Origin of the sequence: Granulicella mallensis (assembly GCF_014203225.1) — a bacterium.
In the GTDB taxonomy this organism is placed as follows: Bacteria; Acidobacteriota; Terriglobia; order Terriglobales; family Acidobacteriaceae; genus Granulicella; species Granulicella mallensis_A.
The window spans coordinates 1-18768 of record NZ_JACHIO010000010.1; the positions used below are offsets into that span (position 1 = coordinate 1).

The 18768-nt window shown below is 56.3% G+C and carries 9 protein-coding genes and 1 pseudogene; 4 read left to right on the forward strand and 6 right to left on the reverse strand.

Annotated elements, in window-relative coordinates:
- Positions 1-96: 96 nt before the first annotated feature.
- From HDF15_RS12485 to HDF15_RS25905, 4 genes and pseudogenes are all read right to left on the reverse strand, one after another.
- Complete coding sequence (locus HDF15_RS12485; RefSeq protein WP_184256010.1) at positions 97-873, reverse strand: GntR family transcriptional regulator; 777 nt, start codon at positions 871-873, stop codon at positions 97-99.
- Positions 874-1005: 132 nt separating this feature from the next.
- Positions 1006-4257 carry a carboxypeptidase regulatory-like domain-containing protein gene (locus tag HDF15_RS12490; protein WP_311733099.1) on the reverse strand — a complete coding sequence of 1084 codons (3252 nt, stop codon included), beginning with the start codon at positions 4255-4257 and terminating at the stop codon, positions 1006-1008.
- Positions 4258-5640: 1383 nt separating this feature from the next.
- Positions 5641-8826: a Plug domain-containing protein gene (locus tag HDF15_RS12495; RefSeq protein WP_311733100.1), complete on the reverse strand. Its 3186-nt coding sequence runs from the start codon at positions 8824-8826 to the stop codon at positions 5641-5643.
- Positions 8803-8898, reverse strand: a pseudogene (locus HDF15_RS25905) (carboxypeptidase-like regulatory domain-containing protein); the annotation flags it as partial. The pseudogene HDF15_RS25905 and the gene HDF15_RS12495, both read right to left, overlap by 24 nt.
- A 437-nt stretch (positions 8899-9335) precedes the next feature.
- Between HDF15_RS25905 and HDF15_RS12500 the strand changes: the two are divergent.
- Positions 9336-10379, forward strand: coding sequence for a LacI family DNA-binding transcriptional regulator (locus HDF15_RS12500; protein ID WP_184256014.1), 1044 nt, complete (start codon positions 9336-9338; stop codon positions 10377-10379).
- Positions 10380-10394: 15 nt separating this feature from the next.
- On the opposite strand, the gene HDF15_RS12505 is transcribed toward HDF15_RS12500, so the two are convergent.
- Positions 10395-11552, reverse strand: coding sequence for an acyltransferase family protein (locus HDF15_RS12505; protein ID WP_184256016.1), 1158 nt, complete (start codon positions 11550-11552; stop codon positions 10395-10397).
- Positions 11553-11843: 291 nt separating this feature from the next.
- Between HDF15_RS12505 and HDF15_RS12510 the strand changes: the two genes are divergently transcribed.
- A complete protein-coding gene (locus HDF15_RS12510) occupies positions 11844-14939 on the forward strand; it encodes a family 78 glycoside hydrolase catalytic domain (RefSeq protein ID WP_184256019.1) in 3096 nt (1031 codons plus the stop codon).
- A gap of 266 nt (positions 14940-15205) precedes the next feature.
- On the opposite strand, the gene HDF15_RS12515 is transcribed toward HDF15_RS12510, so the two are convergent.
- Positions 15206-16864, reverse strand: a complete 1659-nt coding sequence (locus HDF15_RS12515; RefSeq protein ID WP_184256021.1) for a GH39 family glycosyl hydrolase — start codon at positions 16862-16864, stop codon at positions 15206-15208.
- Positions 16865-17013: 149 nt separating this feature from the next.
- On the opposite strand from HDF15_RS12515, the gene aroC reads away from it, so the two are divergent.
- Together aroC and def are read left to right on the forward strand one after the other, a co-directional pair.
- Positions 17014-18204, forward strand: a complete 1191-nt coding sequence (aroC, locus tag HDF15_RS12520; RefSeq protein WP_014265224.1) for a chorismate synthase — start codon at positions 17014-17016, stop codon at positions 18202-18204.
- A gap of 3 nt (positions 18205-18207) precedes the next feature.
- Positions 18208-18765 carry a peptide deformylase gene (def, locus tag HDF15_RS12525; protein WP_014265225.1) on the forward strand — a complete coding sequence of 186 codons (558 nt, stop codon included), beginning with the start codon at positions 18208-18210 and terminating at the stop codon, positions 18763-18765.
- The last annotated feature ends 3 nt before the right edge of the window (positions 18766-18768 follow it).

Consider the following 18768-nt stretch of genomic DNA (forward strand, 5'->3'; position numbering starts at 1 on the left):
ACCGCTCAAGCTCTACAGACCATCACACCACAAGACGCAAAAGCATGGCTCAGACTCCGGTTCGGAAACTACACCTAAAGGTAAAATGGTCTAGAGCTATTCGATATTCGTGGTTGGAATGCGAATAGAGGCGCGATAGCGATCGCCACGGTAACGCGAGCAGGCTACTTCAATGGGTGTCTCTTCCGTCGTCATAATGATGCGGGAGATGGATAACACGCTGGCCTTCTTCGGGATGGTGAGTAACTCCGACTCTTCGCGCGTTGCGGGGAGAGCTTCAATCACCTCATCGGCCCAGGCAGCGTGCACTCCAAACTTTTCGCGCAGCACGAAATATAGAGACTTATTCGCGAAGCTGATTTTTTCCAGTCCAGGAAATTGCTTGAGTGGGATGTGAGTTACTTCGAGCGCCATGGGAATGCCGTCCGCCAGGCGTAGCCGCCGCAAGCGCAGGACTGCTTCTTCCTGATGAACTTTTAGCTGTGCTGAAAGTTCTACCGTGGTCTTCACGACGGTCTGTTCCAGAAGCCGGGAACTGGGGACCATGCCGCGTTGCTTCATGTCCTCCGTAAAGCCTCTCAGGTGCATGATGCTTTTTTCCAGCTTCGGACGGGTAACGAAAGTGCCTCGTCCCTTCTGACTAAAAGCGTAGCCACTGTTCTTGAGGCCTTGCAGAGCCTGGCGTGCGGTCATTCGGCTTACCTGGTAGATACGGGCGAGTTCCTCTTCCGACGCGAGAGGGTCGCCTTCTCCCAGTTTGCCGGAACGAATCCGTTCCATCAGTGTCTGCTGAATCTGGAAGTAAAGAGGGATGAATCCTGTTTTATCCAGAGGCTGGATGGGAGGGAGCGTTTGGATAGGTGCTTTCGACAATCTCTCTCCTCACCCCGTCTTTGCCTGGGAATTGATTGACTTCAGTCATGCCGATGAAAGGCAGTGGAGCGGCGGTAAAAAAGACGGCGAAAGGTGTCTTTCGCCGTCTTCTGGTTGAGTAACACCCCTAAGCTAGAAGACGAACTTCAGAGCCAGCTGAATATTACGTGGCTCGTTGACGGTGTTGTTGATGATGCCAAATGCGTTGGGAGTGCCGGCCGGGCTTCCAAAATTGACCGAAGCGTTGTTGCTTGGCGGGGCCAGGCTGACCATATTGAAAGCATTCAGGAAGTCACTGCGGAACTCGAAGTGAGTACCATCCGTGACTCGGAAATCCTTCGATAGAGAGAAGTCTACCTGCTGATAACCTGGGTCGCGTTCCGAGCCGACGGAGGCGTTGCCAAAGCTCGCTGCGCTTTGTTCGCTGTAGGCGCAGACTCCATTATCGATATCGCTAAAGCATGGCGTTGCCGAAGGATCGGTTCCGAACCACTTCGTCTCCGAACGGTTCACAACCTTCAAGGCGCGAAGATGATTACCGCGAGCCGCATTGGAGTTGACCTTGTTCGAATAGTAGGCGTCAGACGAGACGGTGATGGGGAAGCCGGTGTGGACGCTCAGAATGCTGCTGACCTTCCAGCCGCCAACAACCTCATCTTCAATGCGGTTCATGCCACCGCCGAATTGACGACCCCGGCCGAAGGGAAGTTCGTAGATGCCGGAGAAGGAGATATTGTGCTTGGCATCGAAGTACGTAGGACCATAGTCGGCGCCCCCATTGTAGGCATCCTGCCAGTAGGCGCTTTGTGAATCGCCCGCGCCACCGCTTGCACCGTAGTAGCCAAGGTTATTGCTTAGACCCTTGCTGTACGTCCAGTTAGCCAGGAACTCGAGTCCATGGCTAACACGCCTGCGCAGAGTTACCTGCAGCGAGTTGTAGTTCATCATAGCTTCGGATTCCGTATAGCTGATGCTGGCGATCTGGCTTAACGCCGGATTTACTTTGGAAAGCGTAGCAATGGGGAGAGCGCACGTAAAACATGCCGCCTGGTTGGCCTGACGCGGATCGACGAGATGATTTCCATTCTGTCCGAGATAGGCAACCGTAAGGGAGGTCACGTCGTTAAGTTGGTACTCCGTGGTGAGGTTGAATTGCTGAATCAGCGCAGGTTTCAGGGTTGGCTGCCAGGCGCGCACGGTACCCGCAAAGACGTTCGGGTCGGAAGGACGATAGAAGCCATTGTTAATACTGAGAAAGGCAGCTCCGTTGGCGCAAGGCAGCACATTGGTGCAGGAGGCGTCGACAAAGAACGGTGGATTGAGCGTAAGACGAAGGTTTGCGCCGGTGCCTTCGAGGAAGTTTGTCATGCCATATCCACCACGGACTACGAATTTATCGCTGAGGATGTGCGGAGACCAGGCGAAACCGAGCCTTGGCATAAATCCAGCGTAGAAGGCGTTGTACAGGGCTCTCGGTGCTCCGTTGACGCCCGCATCGGTAATGACTCCGGTGGTGATGTTGATGTTTGCTTGTTTGTTGTTGACCTCGGTATAGGGTTGGTCATACTCCCAGCGGAGACCGAAGTTCAACGTTAGGGTCGGGGTGAACTTATAGTCATCCTGCACGAAGAAGGCGTCTCTCCATTGCCGTTGACCCCAGCGTCCCGTCAACGCGCCCTGCCCCTCAGAGGTAACGTCGTCTGCGAGAAACTGGGTCAAATTGCCATTGAAGTCAAAGTGGCCAAGGGTGCCGTCATTCCCGGAGTAGTAACGATTCTCCTGGTAGCGCAGCGCCTGGCCGCCAAATTTCAACGTTTGCTTGCCGAGCTGCCAGGTGAGGTTATCTCCATAGGTAAAGGCGTTGACGATGCTATCGCTGTCGATGCCGCCGTAATCTCCGTTGCCGTCCTGTCCCTGCGGAGCGCCGATATCGTCGACAAATCCTGAGTTAGCGCCATTGCCGATGACGAGGGTGCTGAAGCCCGGAACTAGTTGCGTACCTGGTATGCCAAGTTTCGCATTGCCGGTAAGTCCCCACTGTCCGGAGACGTCAGTAGGTGTCTGGATGTAGCGCGTGCGACCGATGCCCCCGCGCGCCTCATTGACGATGCTAGGCGAGAAGATATGCGTCCAGTTCAAAATAAAACCGGTGTAGGGATCGTTATTATTGGTTGGAATATCCGTAGGCAGAGCTACCTTGGAGTAGCCATCATGCTCGCGGCCAATAGAGACGCGACCGGAGATGGTATCGCTATTTCTGATCTTCCAGTCGACCTTCGCGTCGCCCTGATCATTCACTGTCGCCTGGCTGGAAGATCCAACGTAGTTGCCGAGGACGGTTCCGGGGGCTACGGGAACATTCGGCTCAGGATAAAGCTCGGGATGGGCAAAGAGATAAAGCGCAGCGGAGCTTGTTACTCCCGGTCCGGTGCGGAAGGCCGCGGGGACCACGGCTCGGCTCTCTACCGCCGAAAAATGCTGGCGGGCTCCTTGATAGTCAACAAAAAAGAAGAGCTTATCGTGGAGGACGGGGCCGCCGAAGGTGCCGCCGAACATCGCGCGATTGAAGGGAGAGCGGGGCTGGTTAGTGTGTTTGGCGGACCAGGTGTTGGCATTCAGATTTTGATTTTCACCGAAGAAGAATGCATTGCCGTGGAAGTGGTTCGTGCCGCTCTTGGTGACCATAACTACCTGGCCGCCGTTGGCGTTGCCGTACTCTGCCGTGGAGTTGCCGGTGATGATGCGTACTTCTCCGAGCGCATCGACGTTGGGGCTATAACCGATGTAGTTATCGATGGCTTCATTGATGTCGGCGCCGTCGAGGGTATAGTTATTGCTCTGTTCGCGATTTCCGTTGACGTCGAATCCGCCGTTGTATGCGCCGCGGCCTACATTATCCAAGGCCTGGGGATTAGGAGAGATCGCTCCGGCAACCAATAGCGTGAGCGAGGAGAAGTTACGGGATTGGACTGGAAGCTCGGTGGCCGCTTCGGCTGTGATGGTATCGCCGGTTGTTGCATTTTCGGTATTCAGGATGGGTGCGGTATCGGTAACAACGACAGTGCTGGAGGCCTCACCGATCTTGAGCCCTATATTGATTCGGGCTTCCTGGTCGACTTCGAGGGTGAAGACGCTAGTGGTCTGACTTGCGAAGTTGGGTGACGCAACCGTGACCTTGTATTGTCCGATCTGCAAAAAACGCAGCGAATAGATGCCGTTTGGATTGGTCGTTGTGGGGGTGGCTACGCCTGTCAGCACATTGGTTGCGACCACCTTGGCGCCTGGCACAACGGCTCCGCTCGGATCTGTCACGGTTCCTGTGATGGATCCGGTAATGGTTTGAGCGAAAGAGGGAGCGCAGGCCAGCAGGACTAGCGCTAACACCAAAATACAGTTTCTTAGGTTTCGTTGAGTACGCATGTGGAGCCTCCGAAAGTAAATCTGTTGCGGCAATAGGGTGGATATAGGCTTTTGGATTTGTGGTGTCCTCCAAAAACTGTCTGCCTGCGAACATCTGCGTGCCTGCGAATACGTGGAACGGAAAGATCAACACCGCCTGTTCCCGCCGTTAGAGGGAATGGCTTTGGACATCGTGCCAGGTGTCTGACGTGAACTCTCCTGGTTCCTTCTGTTACGGGTAGCAACAACCGCAGCAAAAAAATCACTGGTTCAACGCCCGCGAAGGGCCGAGGTGGAACTTTATGAAACAAGTTGTTAAAGTTGTCTGATCATATATACAACTAGACTGAACGCGCAAGGTTAAAATTGCGGTTTCTGTTCAGATCTTGATGGGGATTCGCCGGTGAAATAGAACCCACATCGGAACACGCCACGCAGAACATCGAGCGGGAACAAGCGTTTGCCTGTATGCTCGACGACCGCTGTCGGCTGCGTAGTTGTCGTCATGACCGGACCTCAAAAACGATTGCAAGTCTGCTTCTTTCTCTTTTCAGGAAAGGGAAAGTGGGTAGATGCTTGTTCCGACGACCGTCGGTCCATTTTCGGATTGATAGATTTGTATAGGAGTACAGACAGGTTTGCAACTAAATAAATTAAGAAAAGAAAGAAGTTTTGCTTCTTCTCCGGATACTGTGCCGTTTATCGGAATGATAGCCAGAAATGCAAAAAGCAAACAAACCCTTCCGTAAGGTAATCATTTATCGCGACTTAGGGTGTGTCATCAAACGGCACCTGGAGTCTGGTCGAATGGTGCATTCAGTTTGATGAGGCAGGGATCGGAAGGGCATGGCTTCAGCTGTTCAGCCATGCCGCAAAGGCAGCGTTGAGAGGCTCTTTCCACTCTGCCGAAGGCCGAAGTGAAGCCCACAGGGCGCAACGCCTGAATTGCCTTTCTTCGTGTGGCCCAGGCTGCACGAGGACCACCGGGGACACATTCGAGGATGTGCCCACTCGTTTCGCCGCACTCAAAGAAAGCAATTCAGTCGCTCCGGCTGCGCCTCCGCTTCAGCCTTCGGCAGAGTGGAAGGAGGCTTTAACCCGGCTTTTTCGGCCCGGTTGAAACCGGGCCCTTCCGATTCGTGGCTCATCAAACTGAATGCACCATTCGACCAGACTCCAGGTGCCGTTTGATGACACGCCCTAGATTATCGAAAGGACATGGACAGCAAACAGCCGGAAATGCCATGTTTTACTGGCATTTCCGGCTGTTCGTCTGGAGCGCTTCAGGGTTGATTTGAGAGTGCGGTTACTCGTGACAATGTGCAAGGCACAGGCGGAACCGGATCGTTTGCACCTGTGCCGAGAGTCCTAAAACTCATATCGCAGGCTAAACTGCAGCTCGCGATCCGAGGCGTAGGTCGTTCCCTTCGATGTCACTTCGCCGAAGGTGGAACTCGTTGGGTTGCTATCTGGCGCATCCCAGTTCGGATGGTTGGTGAGATTGAAGGCTTCTGCCTTGAACGTCAATACATGATTGTCGTGGTTAGGAATGAGATGAATGTTCTTGATCAGTGCCATGTTCCAGCTCTGGAAGCCTGGACCATACACGAGGTTGCGAGTACCGCGCGGCGCCAGAGTGCCGGGCGCAGGTTGAACGAACGCCGTCGGGTCGAACCAGTGACCGGTGCTGCCGTTTCCACTGAATCGCTTCTGCAGGTACGGAGTGTGGGTTACATCCCATAGCTGAGTTCCTGCTCCCGGACCAACCCCGGCAAAGTCGTCCCCGGTGCCGATTTGCACTGGGATACCGGTCTGCGCTTGAGTGACGCCGGAAATCTGCCAGTTTCCGAGCGTGCTGCGAACCAGCCTGCTGGTCGAGTGCGATGCATAGGGGAGATCCCAGACATAGTTCAATACGAAGATATTGCGGATGTCGAAGTCACTAGGACCATAGTTTGAGGCAGTGTTGTAGTAGTTCGGAAGCTCGTAGCCCGCACTCGATCCGAAGTCCATGCTCTTCGACCAGGTATAAGCGACCCCGAAGAGTACGTTCTTCGTCATGCGGCGTTTTAGATTGAGCTGCATCGAGTGATAGATGGAGCTTCCTGCATTCGTATCCTGCAGAATGGTTGAGAACCCCTTGTAGGGTCGTAGTGCATCCGGTGCGATGACGGTCGGATTGGCTTGCACCGTGCCCGGTTGAAGCTGGTTGATGTTCTCCAACTGGGAAAGATGAAGACCGCGACGTCCTACATACGAGAGGGTCAGCGTAGCAAACTTCGGAAAATCCTGTTCTACCGCGACATTCCAACTCCAGGCCTCGGGATTGGGGAAGTTGTATGCCTGAGAGGACAGGGCCAGCGGCAGGGAATTTGTTCCTACTCCGCCCGGATTATCTACAGACCCGGCTGTGACCGTCTCACTGTTCTGGAAGGGAGCGTTGCCGCCTAGTTGTACCGAGTCACTAATACCCACGCGCTGAACAAAACGTCCACCGCCGGCGCGCAAGACAGTTGTCGGGTTGAATTGATAGGTGATGCCGACACGCGGCTGAACATCTGAATAAACTGTTTTGGAGTAGCCGGAGCCATAACCGCGGAAGAGACCCTGAAACTGTCCATTCAGAATATTTGCAGGAAGGTGAGCGTTGGCCGAACTGGGGAAGCCGCTGCCGGGAATCACTACACCATCATAGGGATCACCCCCTGTTGTAAATCCGGTGGTGGGGTCGACCGTTGGCGCCGTTGCGGGATTATAGGACTTCGGATCAAAGACGGACTGATTTCTCCAGAGTGCGGAGTAAGGCTGCATGACGCTGTAACGGATGCCGTACTCCAGCACCATCTTCGGTGTAGCTCGCCATTGGTCCTGTGCAAAGCCCTCGTACATGTGTCCACGGAATAGTGTGTAGGTCTTCTGGCCAATCTCACCATAGGTATCGAAGAGGCCCAGCGCGGTATTTGCCACTGCGGCGTTGGTGGTGGGATGACCGGTCCGGCTGTCCGTAAAGATGAACTGGCCGTTCTGGTTGTTCGTTGCGCCAGGGGTAGTACTGCTCACACTAATCTGGTCGTTGTTATTTTCTCCTGAGTACTGCCATACTCCACCGAACACCAAAGTGTGTCTTCCTATGACCTTGGTCAGATTATCGGCGAAAGTAAAGATAGGGCCACCTGAGTGCGAGGGATACGGACCTCCATTTACTGTTGTGAAGTTAGCAATTTCAACCGTCGGAATTTTATTGGGAGTTTCTTTTTGGTCGGCAGGGAAGAGATACGGATAATCAATTCCATAAAGATTGCGGTTATAGAGACCACTCGATAGATCGTTGGTGATCGTTACATGATCTGCCGAGGCTGAAAAGGTCGCATCGTTCACGGTCGTCGGATTGATCGTCCAGGTGTAATGGACGATACCGACCTGGTTGGGCCAGTTCCACACTTGAGGCAAGTGGGTGAAGTTACTGGAAAAGGGACTTATCTGATTGTAGTTATAGTTCAACACGCTGAAGCGAATGTGATGTGCTTCAAAGGGGATGTAATCCAGAACGAGCGTGTCTTTTCTCTGGTTCTGGGGGTACGGTTCGGAGGCCTCCCAGTTGAAGCCGGAGTTACCTGTCTCATTCGGCAGCGGGTAGGAATTCAGTAGCCCAATACCGTTAGGGCTAAGGCCGCTCGTGATCACGTTGTTCGGATACGATTGCTTTGTTCCGGGAATCACCAGTTGGACGGGTGTCTTGTAGAAGATATTCGGCCCTAGTAATTCGCTGAAGTTTCCCTCGCGCATCAATGCTGTAGGAACAGTGCCCGTCTGTGTCGCATTCTGTCGGTACCGGAGAAACTCCTGACCGGCTTCGAAGAAGAGCTTCTGCTTGTTCTGATTGAAGACATGGGGGATATAGGCCGGGCCACCGAGGTTCCAGCCGAATTGGTTGTAGCGAAAGGGGGGTGGATGACCACTGTTCGCAACCTGATCTGACTGGTTCCTGGTCCAGGTGTTGGCGTTGAAAAATGAGTTGCGGAGATACTCATAAGCCGTGCCGTGAAAATTACTAGTGCCGCTCTTCGGGACCTGGATGATGACGCCACCTGACGTACCGCCATACTGTGCAGGATAACTCGTCGTAAGAATCTGAACCTGAGAGATCGAATCGACGTCGCCTACGCCAGTGGATGTACCGTTTGCGCGTGTGCGGATCATGGGCGCTCCATCCAGCGTGAGCATGCTCTCATTGCTGCGCGCGCCGTTGATGGTAGGTCCCGAGAAGTCCGGTGAGAAATTGAAAGACGACAAGGGAGCATTGCGGGTAACACCCGGTTCCAACTGGGAGAGATAGATGGGGTTGCGACCATTCAACTGAATGGATTTCACCTGCTCGCTGGTTACCAACTGTCCTACCGCAGCAGACTCGGTTTGCAGTGTATTCGCGTCCGCCTGCACCTCGATCGTTGTGTTCGATTCGCCTACGATCAGTGCGACATCGTATCGGCTGCCGATGTTGGGGTCGAGATGGGTGCCCTTCTGCTCCCTGGTCCCGAATCCTTTTGCTTCCACCTTCACCGTGTAATTGCCGGGGGGCAGATTCGTGATGGTGTAAGAGCCAGAGGCTGTAGTTTGCACGATGCGGTCCTGCCCATTGGCCTCGTTATGAGCTGTTACTTTGGCATTCGCTACAACGGCTCCACTGTCGACGCAGGAGGGGGAGAGAGGAGAATCTCAGAATTCTGATCATCCGAGACAGGTTTACGGACAAGATGGAATTTCTCTTCGCTTGATCCTGCATATGATCTCCACGTAGATATGCTTGCCTGCGAGGTTGCCCGGGCGTGCAGGACATCCTTGCGCCGACAGATTTTGGAAACGTTTCCAAATTGGCGACGATAGTAAGAAAGCAAACAGTGAACTGTCAATACCGTAAAAGTGGATTTCATAGGAAAAACTTTGGCGTGTGCAAAGGGAAGCCAGTATTTGGGCCTATATCGCCGCGAAGTGGCAAAAGGAAATTAGTTTATAAAATATTCAGTTTGGAGTAAGATTTCGCAGATGGACTTCGACCAGCCTTAATGAGAAAGCGCAATCCGCAACCAACACTTTCAGAGGTGGCTCGACTGGCTGGTGTTGGTGTTGGTACGGCATCGCGTGTCGTCAATGGCGGCGTCAACGTCAGCGCAGGGACGATGCGGAAGGTCAAGTCCGCCATTCAAGAACTCGGTTATATGCCGAATCATGCGGCACGCGTACTCAAAGGAGGACGCACCAAAACCGTAGGCCTGTTGGTGCCCAGCATCGCCGATCACTTCTTCGCCAGCTGCGCGGAAGCAGCAGACAAAGTAGCCAGAGCTCACGACTCTCTGCTGATCGTTGCTGTTACCAGGAACCAGTGCGGCGATGAGATGAGCAGCCTGGAGGTGTTGATGCGGCATCGGCCGGATGGGTTGCTGCTTGTGCCTTCCGATCCTGAAAACAGGGAGCTTGCGAGGTTTGTCCGGAACAGCGGTATCCCGGTAGTGACCTTCGATCGGCCACTGTTTGGCAGCGGTTGTTCGAGTGTTCTCTCGGATAATTTCGAAGCCGCTCGCAAGGCCACACTTCATCTGATCGAGCATGGTTATAAGCGCATTCTCTGTTTGGTCAGTGAACCAGAGCTCTATACGATTCGTGAACGGGTGCGTGGTTATCGTCAGGCGATGGAGGAAGCAGGACTGCAGCCACTGGTGGACACGGGCGCGGAGGATATGGCCCTGGCGTCTCGCTCGCTCGCCATACATTTGAAGAGCCGCCGGCCACCTGATGCCGTGTTTACCCTGAAGAACAGCTCAACCTCTGCCGTCGTGCAGATACTACGTCAACTTAGGATTCCGATTCCTTCACGTCTTGCCCTGCTTGGATTCGATGACTTTGAGCTGGCTGCGACATTGCATCCGTCTATCAGCGTCGTTCAACAGCCCATAGAAGATCTGGGTAGAACGGCTGCGGAACTTCTCTTCGCCGAACTTGAGGGGCATCCCAGTAAGAGGATGAAGAGGGAACCGATTGTGCTGGCCAATCGATTGGTGCTTCGACGCTCGTGTGGCTGCAAAGAAGTACCCGCGCGCAAAGATTTGTGAGTGCCCAGTCCTAATTTAGATCTTGATGAAGATGCGCCTGCGAAATAGAACCCATATCGGCACAAAGCATACAAGGACGAAGAAGAGGGAAAACAGAAGAGAGTCCATCCCGGGGCCGAAGGGCGCGAAAAGATGGGTGAATAGATACTTCTTCAACGTGAGCTTATCGTCGCCACCGGGGATATGGATGGCGGAGATCGCGATGGCTATCACTTCCGATAGAACGTAGGCGGCAATGGCATTGGTGCCGAATACGAGCCAGGGATAACTCCACCAGCTATCTTTGCGGTCGTCCTTCATCAGGTAGGTGAAGAGGCCCAAGGCGACCAGGGCGCAGCCGGCGGCAAAGAGAACATAGGAACTGGTCCACAGCTTCTTGTTGAGAGGGAACCAGACGCTCCATAACAAGCCGCTGCCGACCAGGGCTGCTCCTGCAATCAGCATGCCCGCGCTCTTCTCTTTGATGGTTCTCTGCGATTGCAGCCAGATGCCAGTCAGAACTCCTAAGAGAGTGGTGGCGATTGCCGGTGGCGTGCTCAAGAGTCCCTCGGGGTCGCGGGTTACTTCGTACAGCCGTCCCAGGTGCAACCAGCGATCGCAGATCGCCACCCAGTTGCGAACAGGATCCAGCAGGGGAACGTCACGTCCTGGAATCAGTCCGCCCGGCAGCGGAACCCAGCGCATGAGAATCCAGTAGCCCAATAGCAGCAGTACCGTTACGGACAAGAGGAATGCCGGTTTGCGGTTCCATAGATAAAGGATGCTTACGCAGAGATAGCACAAGGCAATGCGCTGCAATACGCCGTAGATGCGCAAGGTTCCCAGATGGAAGAAGGGAAGCGCGTTCAGGAGTACGCCAATGAAAAAAAGAATGACGGATCGTTTCAGCGTGTGCAGGAATAGCTCCCGCTTTCCGACGCCGCGTGCCAGCCGGGAGCGGAAAGAGAAGACCAGCGATGTGCCTGTAAGAAAAAGGAAGGTCGGAAAGACCAGGTCGGTCGGCGTACAGCCATTCCATTGGGCGTGCTTCAGCGGCCAGTAGGCATGGGGCCATTCGCCCGCCGCATTGACCAGGATCATGGCGGCTAACGTGAAACCACGCAGAACGTCGACTGAGGGGATGCGCTTGCTTGTGAGCTCAGCGGTCGTCGCCGGCAGCGTAGTTGTCGTCATGGGACTGGACCTCGAAATACGATTTAAGTCTGCGGGGCTGCTGCTTTCTCTTTGCAGAAAGGAAAGCGGGGAGATACGTTATCCAACGACTGCTAGTCCATCTTCGGATGGGTAGATTTGTATAGGAGTGCAGACAGGTTTGCAACTAAATAAATGAAGTATAAAAAGAAGCCCTCCGTTCTTTCCCCATACTCGCGGTGCATGATGTGGGCAGCAGCAGTCGTGATCTCTGGCCTATCATTATTTCGATAGGTGATATCTTCCAATTGAAACCTGGAGAGCTCAACCCCAATGCTAAAGCTCGTTCTATCTCTTTTCATCCTGGTAACGTGTGTCAAAGCCGAGCCGGTTCATCTTCGCACTAACGCACTTGAGAACCCGCTTGGCCTCGATACGCCGAATCCCACGTTCTCCTGGCAGAGCGATGCGAAGACGACGAACTGGACGCAGTCGGCGTACGAAGTTCTGGTTAGTACAGAGGCAAAGAATCTTCGCCCTGGCAAAGCAGACGCCTGGGATTCGGGACGGATTAAATCTTCGGAGTCGGTGAATATTGCCTACGCCGGCGCTGGGCTCAAGCCGCAGCAGCGGTATGTGTGGACGGTTCGCACCTGGGATAACAAAGGCAAAGAGACCACGTCCGCACCGGCATGGTTTGAGACGGGTCTTATGAGTGCTGCCGACTGGAAGGGGCAGTGGATTACGCGTAAAGACCCTGCCGACGAGCAGGAGCTTGGCTCGATTCGCTGGATCTGGCTGGCGAATTCTGATCCGATGCACGTGCTCTCCGCTACTCCGGCTCACTTTCTTTATCACCTGCATCTCACGGACAAGCCCAACGCAGCGAGCCTTCATGTGCTCGCACGCGGGCAGTTCGTTGCTCGCGTCAATGGTCATGTCACAGGGCATCACGATGAGTGGGGCGCCTTTGACCGTGAAGAGATGGCCTTCCTGCTCCACCCTGGCGACAATGAGATTGAGGTCGACGTGATCTCGCATCAGGCGGGCGAGCCGCCCAGGACGGCACCATCGGCCTTTGCCGCATCGATTCATCTCACACATGAAGACGGCAAAGAGGAGCGCATCGTCACCAATGACCAGTGGCAGGCGCGTGCGACTCCTGAGAGTGCCTGGCAAAGCGCACAGACGGTAGGCGCGCTCTCTCAATCGTTCGGCCTGGGCACAGACCGGCAGCGAGCTGTGCCGGGGCCGGACCGTGTTGCAACGGATGCTTCACTCCTGCGTAAGAGCTTCAGTGTTGATTCGTCCATTCGCACGGCTCGTCTGAGTATTACGGCGTTGGGTGCTTACCAGGCCTTCATCAACGGCAAAGCTGTGGCGCCCAACTCTCTGCTCGCGCCGGGCTGGACGGACTTCCATAAACGCGTGCTCTACCAGACCTACGATGTGACGTCGTTGCTTAGTCATGGCGCAAATGCAATCGGCGTTGTTCTTGGCGGCGGATGGTATAGCTCGCCCATGACGTGGAGCGGCTTCCGTTACACACCAGGACCTAACCTTCTACGCGCGCAGCTCGATCTGACACTCGCGAATGGCACGCATCAGACGATCGCCACGGACCCGAGTTGGCTCACCGCTTCCGCGTCGATTACTTTCTCCGAGATCTATGGCGGAGAGTCCTACGATGCGCGACTCGCGCAGCAGGGTTGGAGCGCGCCGAGCTTCGACGCTATGCGCTGGACGGCCGCTGTTGCCGCAGCCCCGCCGGATAGCGGCATGGTGCTCACGGCACAGCCGGACCTGCTGGTTAACACCACGATCACGCTGCATCCCCGTAAGCTCGATCCCGCAAATGATGCTCATCCGACCATCTATGACATGGGGCAAAATATGGTCGGCAATATTCGCATTCACGTTCGTGGCCCACGTGGCACGGTGGTGCGTCTGCGCTATGCCGAGCGGCTCAATCCGGATGGGAGCATCTATACAGAGAACCTTCGCAACGCCGATGCTACGGATACGTATGTTCTCTCCGGTGATGGTGACGAGACCTGGACGCCTGCTTTCACCTTCCACGGCTTTCGTTACGTTGAGTTCTCCTACGTCGGGACAGCCCCGCCAACCCCGCCTACTCTCGCTACCATCGACGGCCTTGTCTTCAATAGTCTTCCGGCGAAGCCCTCCGTGCGGCTCACCAGTTCAAGCGAGACTCTCAACAAGATGAATGAGCTTGGCGCGTGGGGACAGAGAGGTAACTTTGTTTCGATTCCCACCGACTGCCCGCAGCGGGATGAGCGTCTCGGCTGGATGGGCGATGCCGGAGTCTTCTGGCGCACCGGCACCTATAACTTCGACATCGATGCCTTCACGCACAAGTTCATGCTCGATGTAACGGACGCGCAGACGGCTGCAGGGGCATTCACGGATGTTTCGCCCAATATTCTAGGGCCGAATCCCGGGGCGCCCGGCTGGGGCGATGCAGGTGTCTTCATTCCGTATGCCGCATGGCTGCAGTATGGTGACACTACTGTTGTGGAGCGCTCCTGGCCGGCGATGGAACGCTGGATGGATTTCATTCTGAGCAACAACCCGGATTACATCCGGCGTAAGGCCCTCGGCAATAACTATGCAGATTGGCTTGCGCCGGACCAGAACACTCCCAGGGATCTCATCGGTACCGCCTACTGGGCGCTGATTGCGCGCGAGATGGCGGAGATGGCTACAGCACTCCACCGCACGGCAGATGCTGAGAAATACCAGCAGCAGTATGACCGCATCGCTGCTGCCTACCGTACGGCTTTCGTGAAGGAAGATGGCAGTGTCGAAGGCAATACACAGACAGCGTACCTGGCTACGATCTTTACTGGGATTGCGCCGCCAGCGCTGCGTGCGAGGATGATCGATCGGCTTACGAAGGATATCGAGGCGCACGGAAACCATCTCACAACGGGCTTCCTCGGCACTCCGTTCCTGTTGTTTGTGCTCGACGAGAATGACCGCTCCGATCTCGCCTTCAAACTTCTTCTGTCGGACACGTATCCCTCATGGGGCTACATGGTGAAGAAGGGCGCTACTACGTGGTGGGAGCGCTGGAATGGCGATACAGGCGACCCTGGGATGAACTCCTATAACCACTATGCCTTTGGGTCTGTGATGGCCTGGGTCTATCGCCGCGCCGCCGGCATCGATACAGACGCTACGGGACCTGGCTATCATCACCTGACCATTCACCCGCATTTCGATCCTGCGCTTCCGCAGCTCCACACTGAGTACGACTCTGCCTATGGAACCATCATCTCGGACTGGCAGGAGAGCGGGCATCGCTTCACCATCACGATTCCGGCAAACACCACCGCTACCGTTACGCTGCCGAAGGGCAAGACCGAAGAGATCGGCAGCGGTACGCATGTGTATCACGTTGAATAGCGCAAACCGTGATGCTTTAGCGTCGCGGGGCGGAGGGAGCCGTAGCCTTTAGGCTACGGAATAAGGGGGCTGGTAAATATGTGGCCTTTAGGCCCGGGCTTTCTTTCGGCTGCGAACAAAGAGCCCGGGGCTGAAGCCCAATTCTTGCCTAGCTCTAATTCCGTAGCCTAAAGGCTACGGCTCCCTCCGTCTCCCTGATGCTGAAGCATCAGGGAACGCGCTTCGCGCTGTGTAGTGTTGGCGGAGGAGTGCCTTAAGGCTTGTGGCTACCAACTCAAGCGCAAGAGCGAGAGGGCCTGCCGGGGCAGCGTGACGGGGATGATGACGCTGCCGTTGGAAACGTCAAGCCATTCGGGTGAGGTCAATGACTGAAGCTGGCCTGCTGCCTTGAGCTGTGCATATTGCGCGGGTGTGGGCTGTTGGGGAGAGCCCATCGCCATCCACGCGGTGTACGCGTTGCTGTGAGTGGCGTCGATGCGATCGTGCTGGAGCAGGACGCGGTGGACAGCGGCGGGGATGCCGTGCACCGTGACGGAGGTGGGGGCGTCGTCGGCGGGGAGGTCGTCGTCCTGGTAGTTCCAGAGCAGGATGGCGGCGCTGCGGTCCGCATGCGTGGCTAGAGCATCGATGTCAGGCGCGTGCTGCACGCCGGAGCTGAGGATGTCATCGAGCGGGATCTGGCCGGTGCTGGTGGTGGCGACGCGCTGACCGCTCATAAGGCTGGCCATGCGGAAGACGTTCATGACGGGTTTGTCGATGCCGTTGGTGGCGAGTGTGCGGAAGCCCTGGAAGTAGTCCTTGCCTTCGAACTCGAAGGACCAGCTAAGCATGGCCAGCAGGTTGACCTGGTGGCGGTCCTGCAGGTCGAAGAGTCCCTTGAGCGCCGCGGCGGTGTAGGCCGGGTAGAGCGTTCCGTTGCGGTAATTGTTGGAGGGATTCTCTTTGGCGGAGCAGGCGGCGCAGCCTTCGGGATCGGCTTCGCTGAGGATGATGGGGAGATTGCGGAACTGTGGGTAGGTGGCGATGGCGGCGAAGCCCTTGTCGGCGTCGCGCAGCTCTTTGTCGAGGCCCATGCGGACGTGGCCGTCGATGATCTTCGGCTCGCCTTTCGCGTGGAAGGAGATGAAGTCTAGCGGGATGGGCTGGCCGTTGGCGGCGCTCTTGTCGTGCGCGACGTGTTGCAGGAAGGCGTTGAGGAAGGCCACGGCCTTGGGGTCGCGCGGGCTGGTGGTTGCCGGGCCGCCTACGCGGGCTTCGGGCAGAGCCGCGCGGACGCCGGCGACGGCGAAGTCGTAGAGCTTGTCGTACTCCTGCTGGGTGCCGTGCCAGTAGGGGATGTTGGGTTCGTTCCAGACCTCCCAGTACCATTGCGCCGCCTGGTCACGGCCGTAGCGTGCGACGAGGTGAGCGGCGAGCGTGCGGCAGAGTTCGCCCCAGGCTGCGTAATCCTTTGGCGGGCTCTGGACACTGCCGTCGAGCGTACGGGGATAACTGACCTTGTAGGGCGCGGGGCCGCTGGCCAAGGCTTCGGGCATGAAGCCGAGCTCGACCATGGGACGGACGCCGGCCTGCTGGTAGGCGTCGAAGATACCGTCGATTATCTTGAAGTTGTAGACGGGGTGGCCCTTGGCGTCCAGGGTGTAGACGTTGGTGGAACTCCACTTGAGCTCGGGGACGCCGTCGCCGGAGGTGAGGAGATGGTGCGCGCGGATATAGACGGGGACCGGGCTGGTGTCATGCAGCTCGCGCAGCAGCTCCCGGCCATGGGTCATGGTGGTGTAGTTCGATTCGTCGTAGCCGAACCAGCTGGTGATGGGCTTATCTGCTCCGAGAGGCTTATCGAGGTCTACCTGAATCTGGATGGTCTGGGCTGAGGCGGCGACGGTGGAGAGCGTGCAGAGCAGAAGAGCGAGCTTGCGAAACATTGAGCTACCTTTCGGGTAGGAAGGTGCGGATGGAAGCCATGATATCTGGTTGCGATGACCGTGCCGCAGAGGCTCGTAAGGAGCCAAAAACAGAAGGCTGCCAGGCAGACCGGGGATCAGGCCTTTCTGCTCGTTATAATTAACTCTCCATGCTTCGATTCTCAACAGCCGGCGAAAGCCACGGCGAATCCCTCGTAGCCCTCATCAGCGGACTTCCGGCGGGTGTTCCTGTCGATCAGGAGTTTCTCGACCACGAACTCTGGCGCCGCCAGCAGGGCTATGGTCGAGGTGGCCGCATGCGTATCGAGCGTGACACCGCTCACATCCTCTCCGGCGTACGCCATGGCAAGACGATCGGCTCGCCTATCGCGATGACGCTTGCGAATCGCGACTGGAAGAACTGGGAAGAGATTCTGCCGGTGGGCGAGGGGGATGCGGAGAAGCACAAGGCCGTTGCCAGTCCTCGGCCCGGTCATGCGGACCTTGCCGGTGCTTTGAAGTATGACTTTAAAGACGCGCGCTATATTCTGGAACGCGCCTCGGCACGTGAGTCGGCGGCACGGGTGGCCTGCGGTGCGATTGCGAAGCTGCTGCTGCGAGCTCTTGGGGTTGAGGTTGCGAGCCACGTCGTTCGTGTCGGCTCGGCGGAGCTCTCGCGCGAAGCCAGCTTTGCCGAGATTGCGGCGATCGCCCAGCGCGAAGATGTCCTGCTGGCCTGCGTCGACCCGGAATCTGAGGCCCGCATGAAGGCTGAGGTCGACCAGGCTCTGCGTACGGGTGACACGATCGGCGGGGTCTTCGAGGTCGTCGTTCATGGCCTGCCTCCGGGCGTGGGAACGCACGTTAACTGGGACGAGCGTCTTGACGGACTGCTGGCCCAGGCCGTGATGAGTCTCCAGGCAGTCAAGGCCGTGGAGCTTGGCAGGGGAGTGACTGCGGCGCAGTCGCCTGGTTCCAAGGTGCACGACGCGATTGCGTATGAGGCTGAGCCCGTATCGGAAGATGCCGGAAAGTTTACCCGCTTCAGCCGCGAGCATAATAATGCCGGCGGTATCGAGGGCGGTATCTCCAACGGTGAGGACCTGGTCGTCCGTGGGTACCTCAAGCCGATCTCGACGCTGCGCCGTCCTCTTGCTTCGGTCTCCTTTGAGACGCGTGAGACCACCAAGGCCGCCTATGAGCGCTCTGATGTATGTGTGGTTCCGGCAGCCGGAGTCGCTGCCGAGGCCATGGTCGCGCTTGCGGTGGCGCGGCTGGTCATAGAAAAATTTGGAGGCGACAGCCTCCGTGAGCTTCACCGTAATTTCAGCAGCTACTGCGAGCAGATAAGAGCCTTTTGATCGATGAGTAAAAACGAAGCCAAGCCGAGTCCTAAAGACTCCAAGCCGCACAAGATCCACGAGGTTGTGAAGTATCCAGATCCTGTCCTCTCCAAACCGGGAGAGAAGGTCACCGAGTTCACACCCGAACTGGCGCAACTTGTCGACGAGATGTTTGAGAGCATGTATGCTGCGCAGGGGATTGGCCTAGCGGCACCGCAGATCGGCATCTCCAAGCAGATCACAGTGATAGACGTAAGTTTCAAAGAGCGACCTGAAGATAAATTGGCGCTCATCAACCCTGAGATCATCGAGCGCGAGGGCAAGCAGGTTGAAGAAGAGGGCTGCCTGAGCCTTCCGGAGATTCGCGAGAAGGTGAGTCGAGCAGCCAGGGTTAAGGTGCGCGCTCAGAATGTAAAGGGCGAGTTTTTTGAAGTAGAGGGTGAAGAATTGCTGGCTCGGGCTCTACAGCACGAGATTGATCATCTGCACGGGATACTCTTTATTGAGCACCTCAGCCGCCTGAAACGGGACCTTGTCCACAGGCGCATTCGCAAGCTACAGAAGAACGGTGAGTGGTAGACG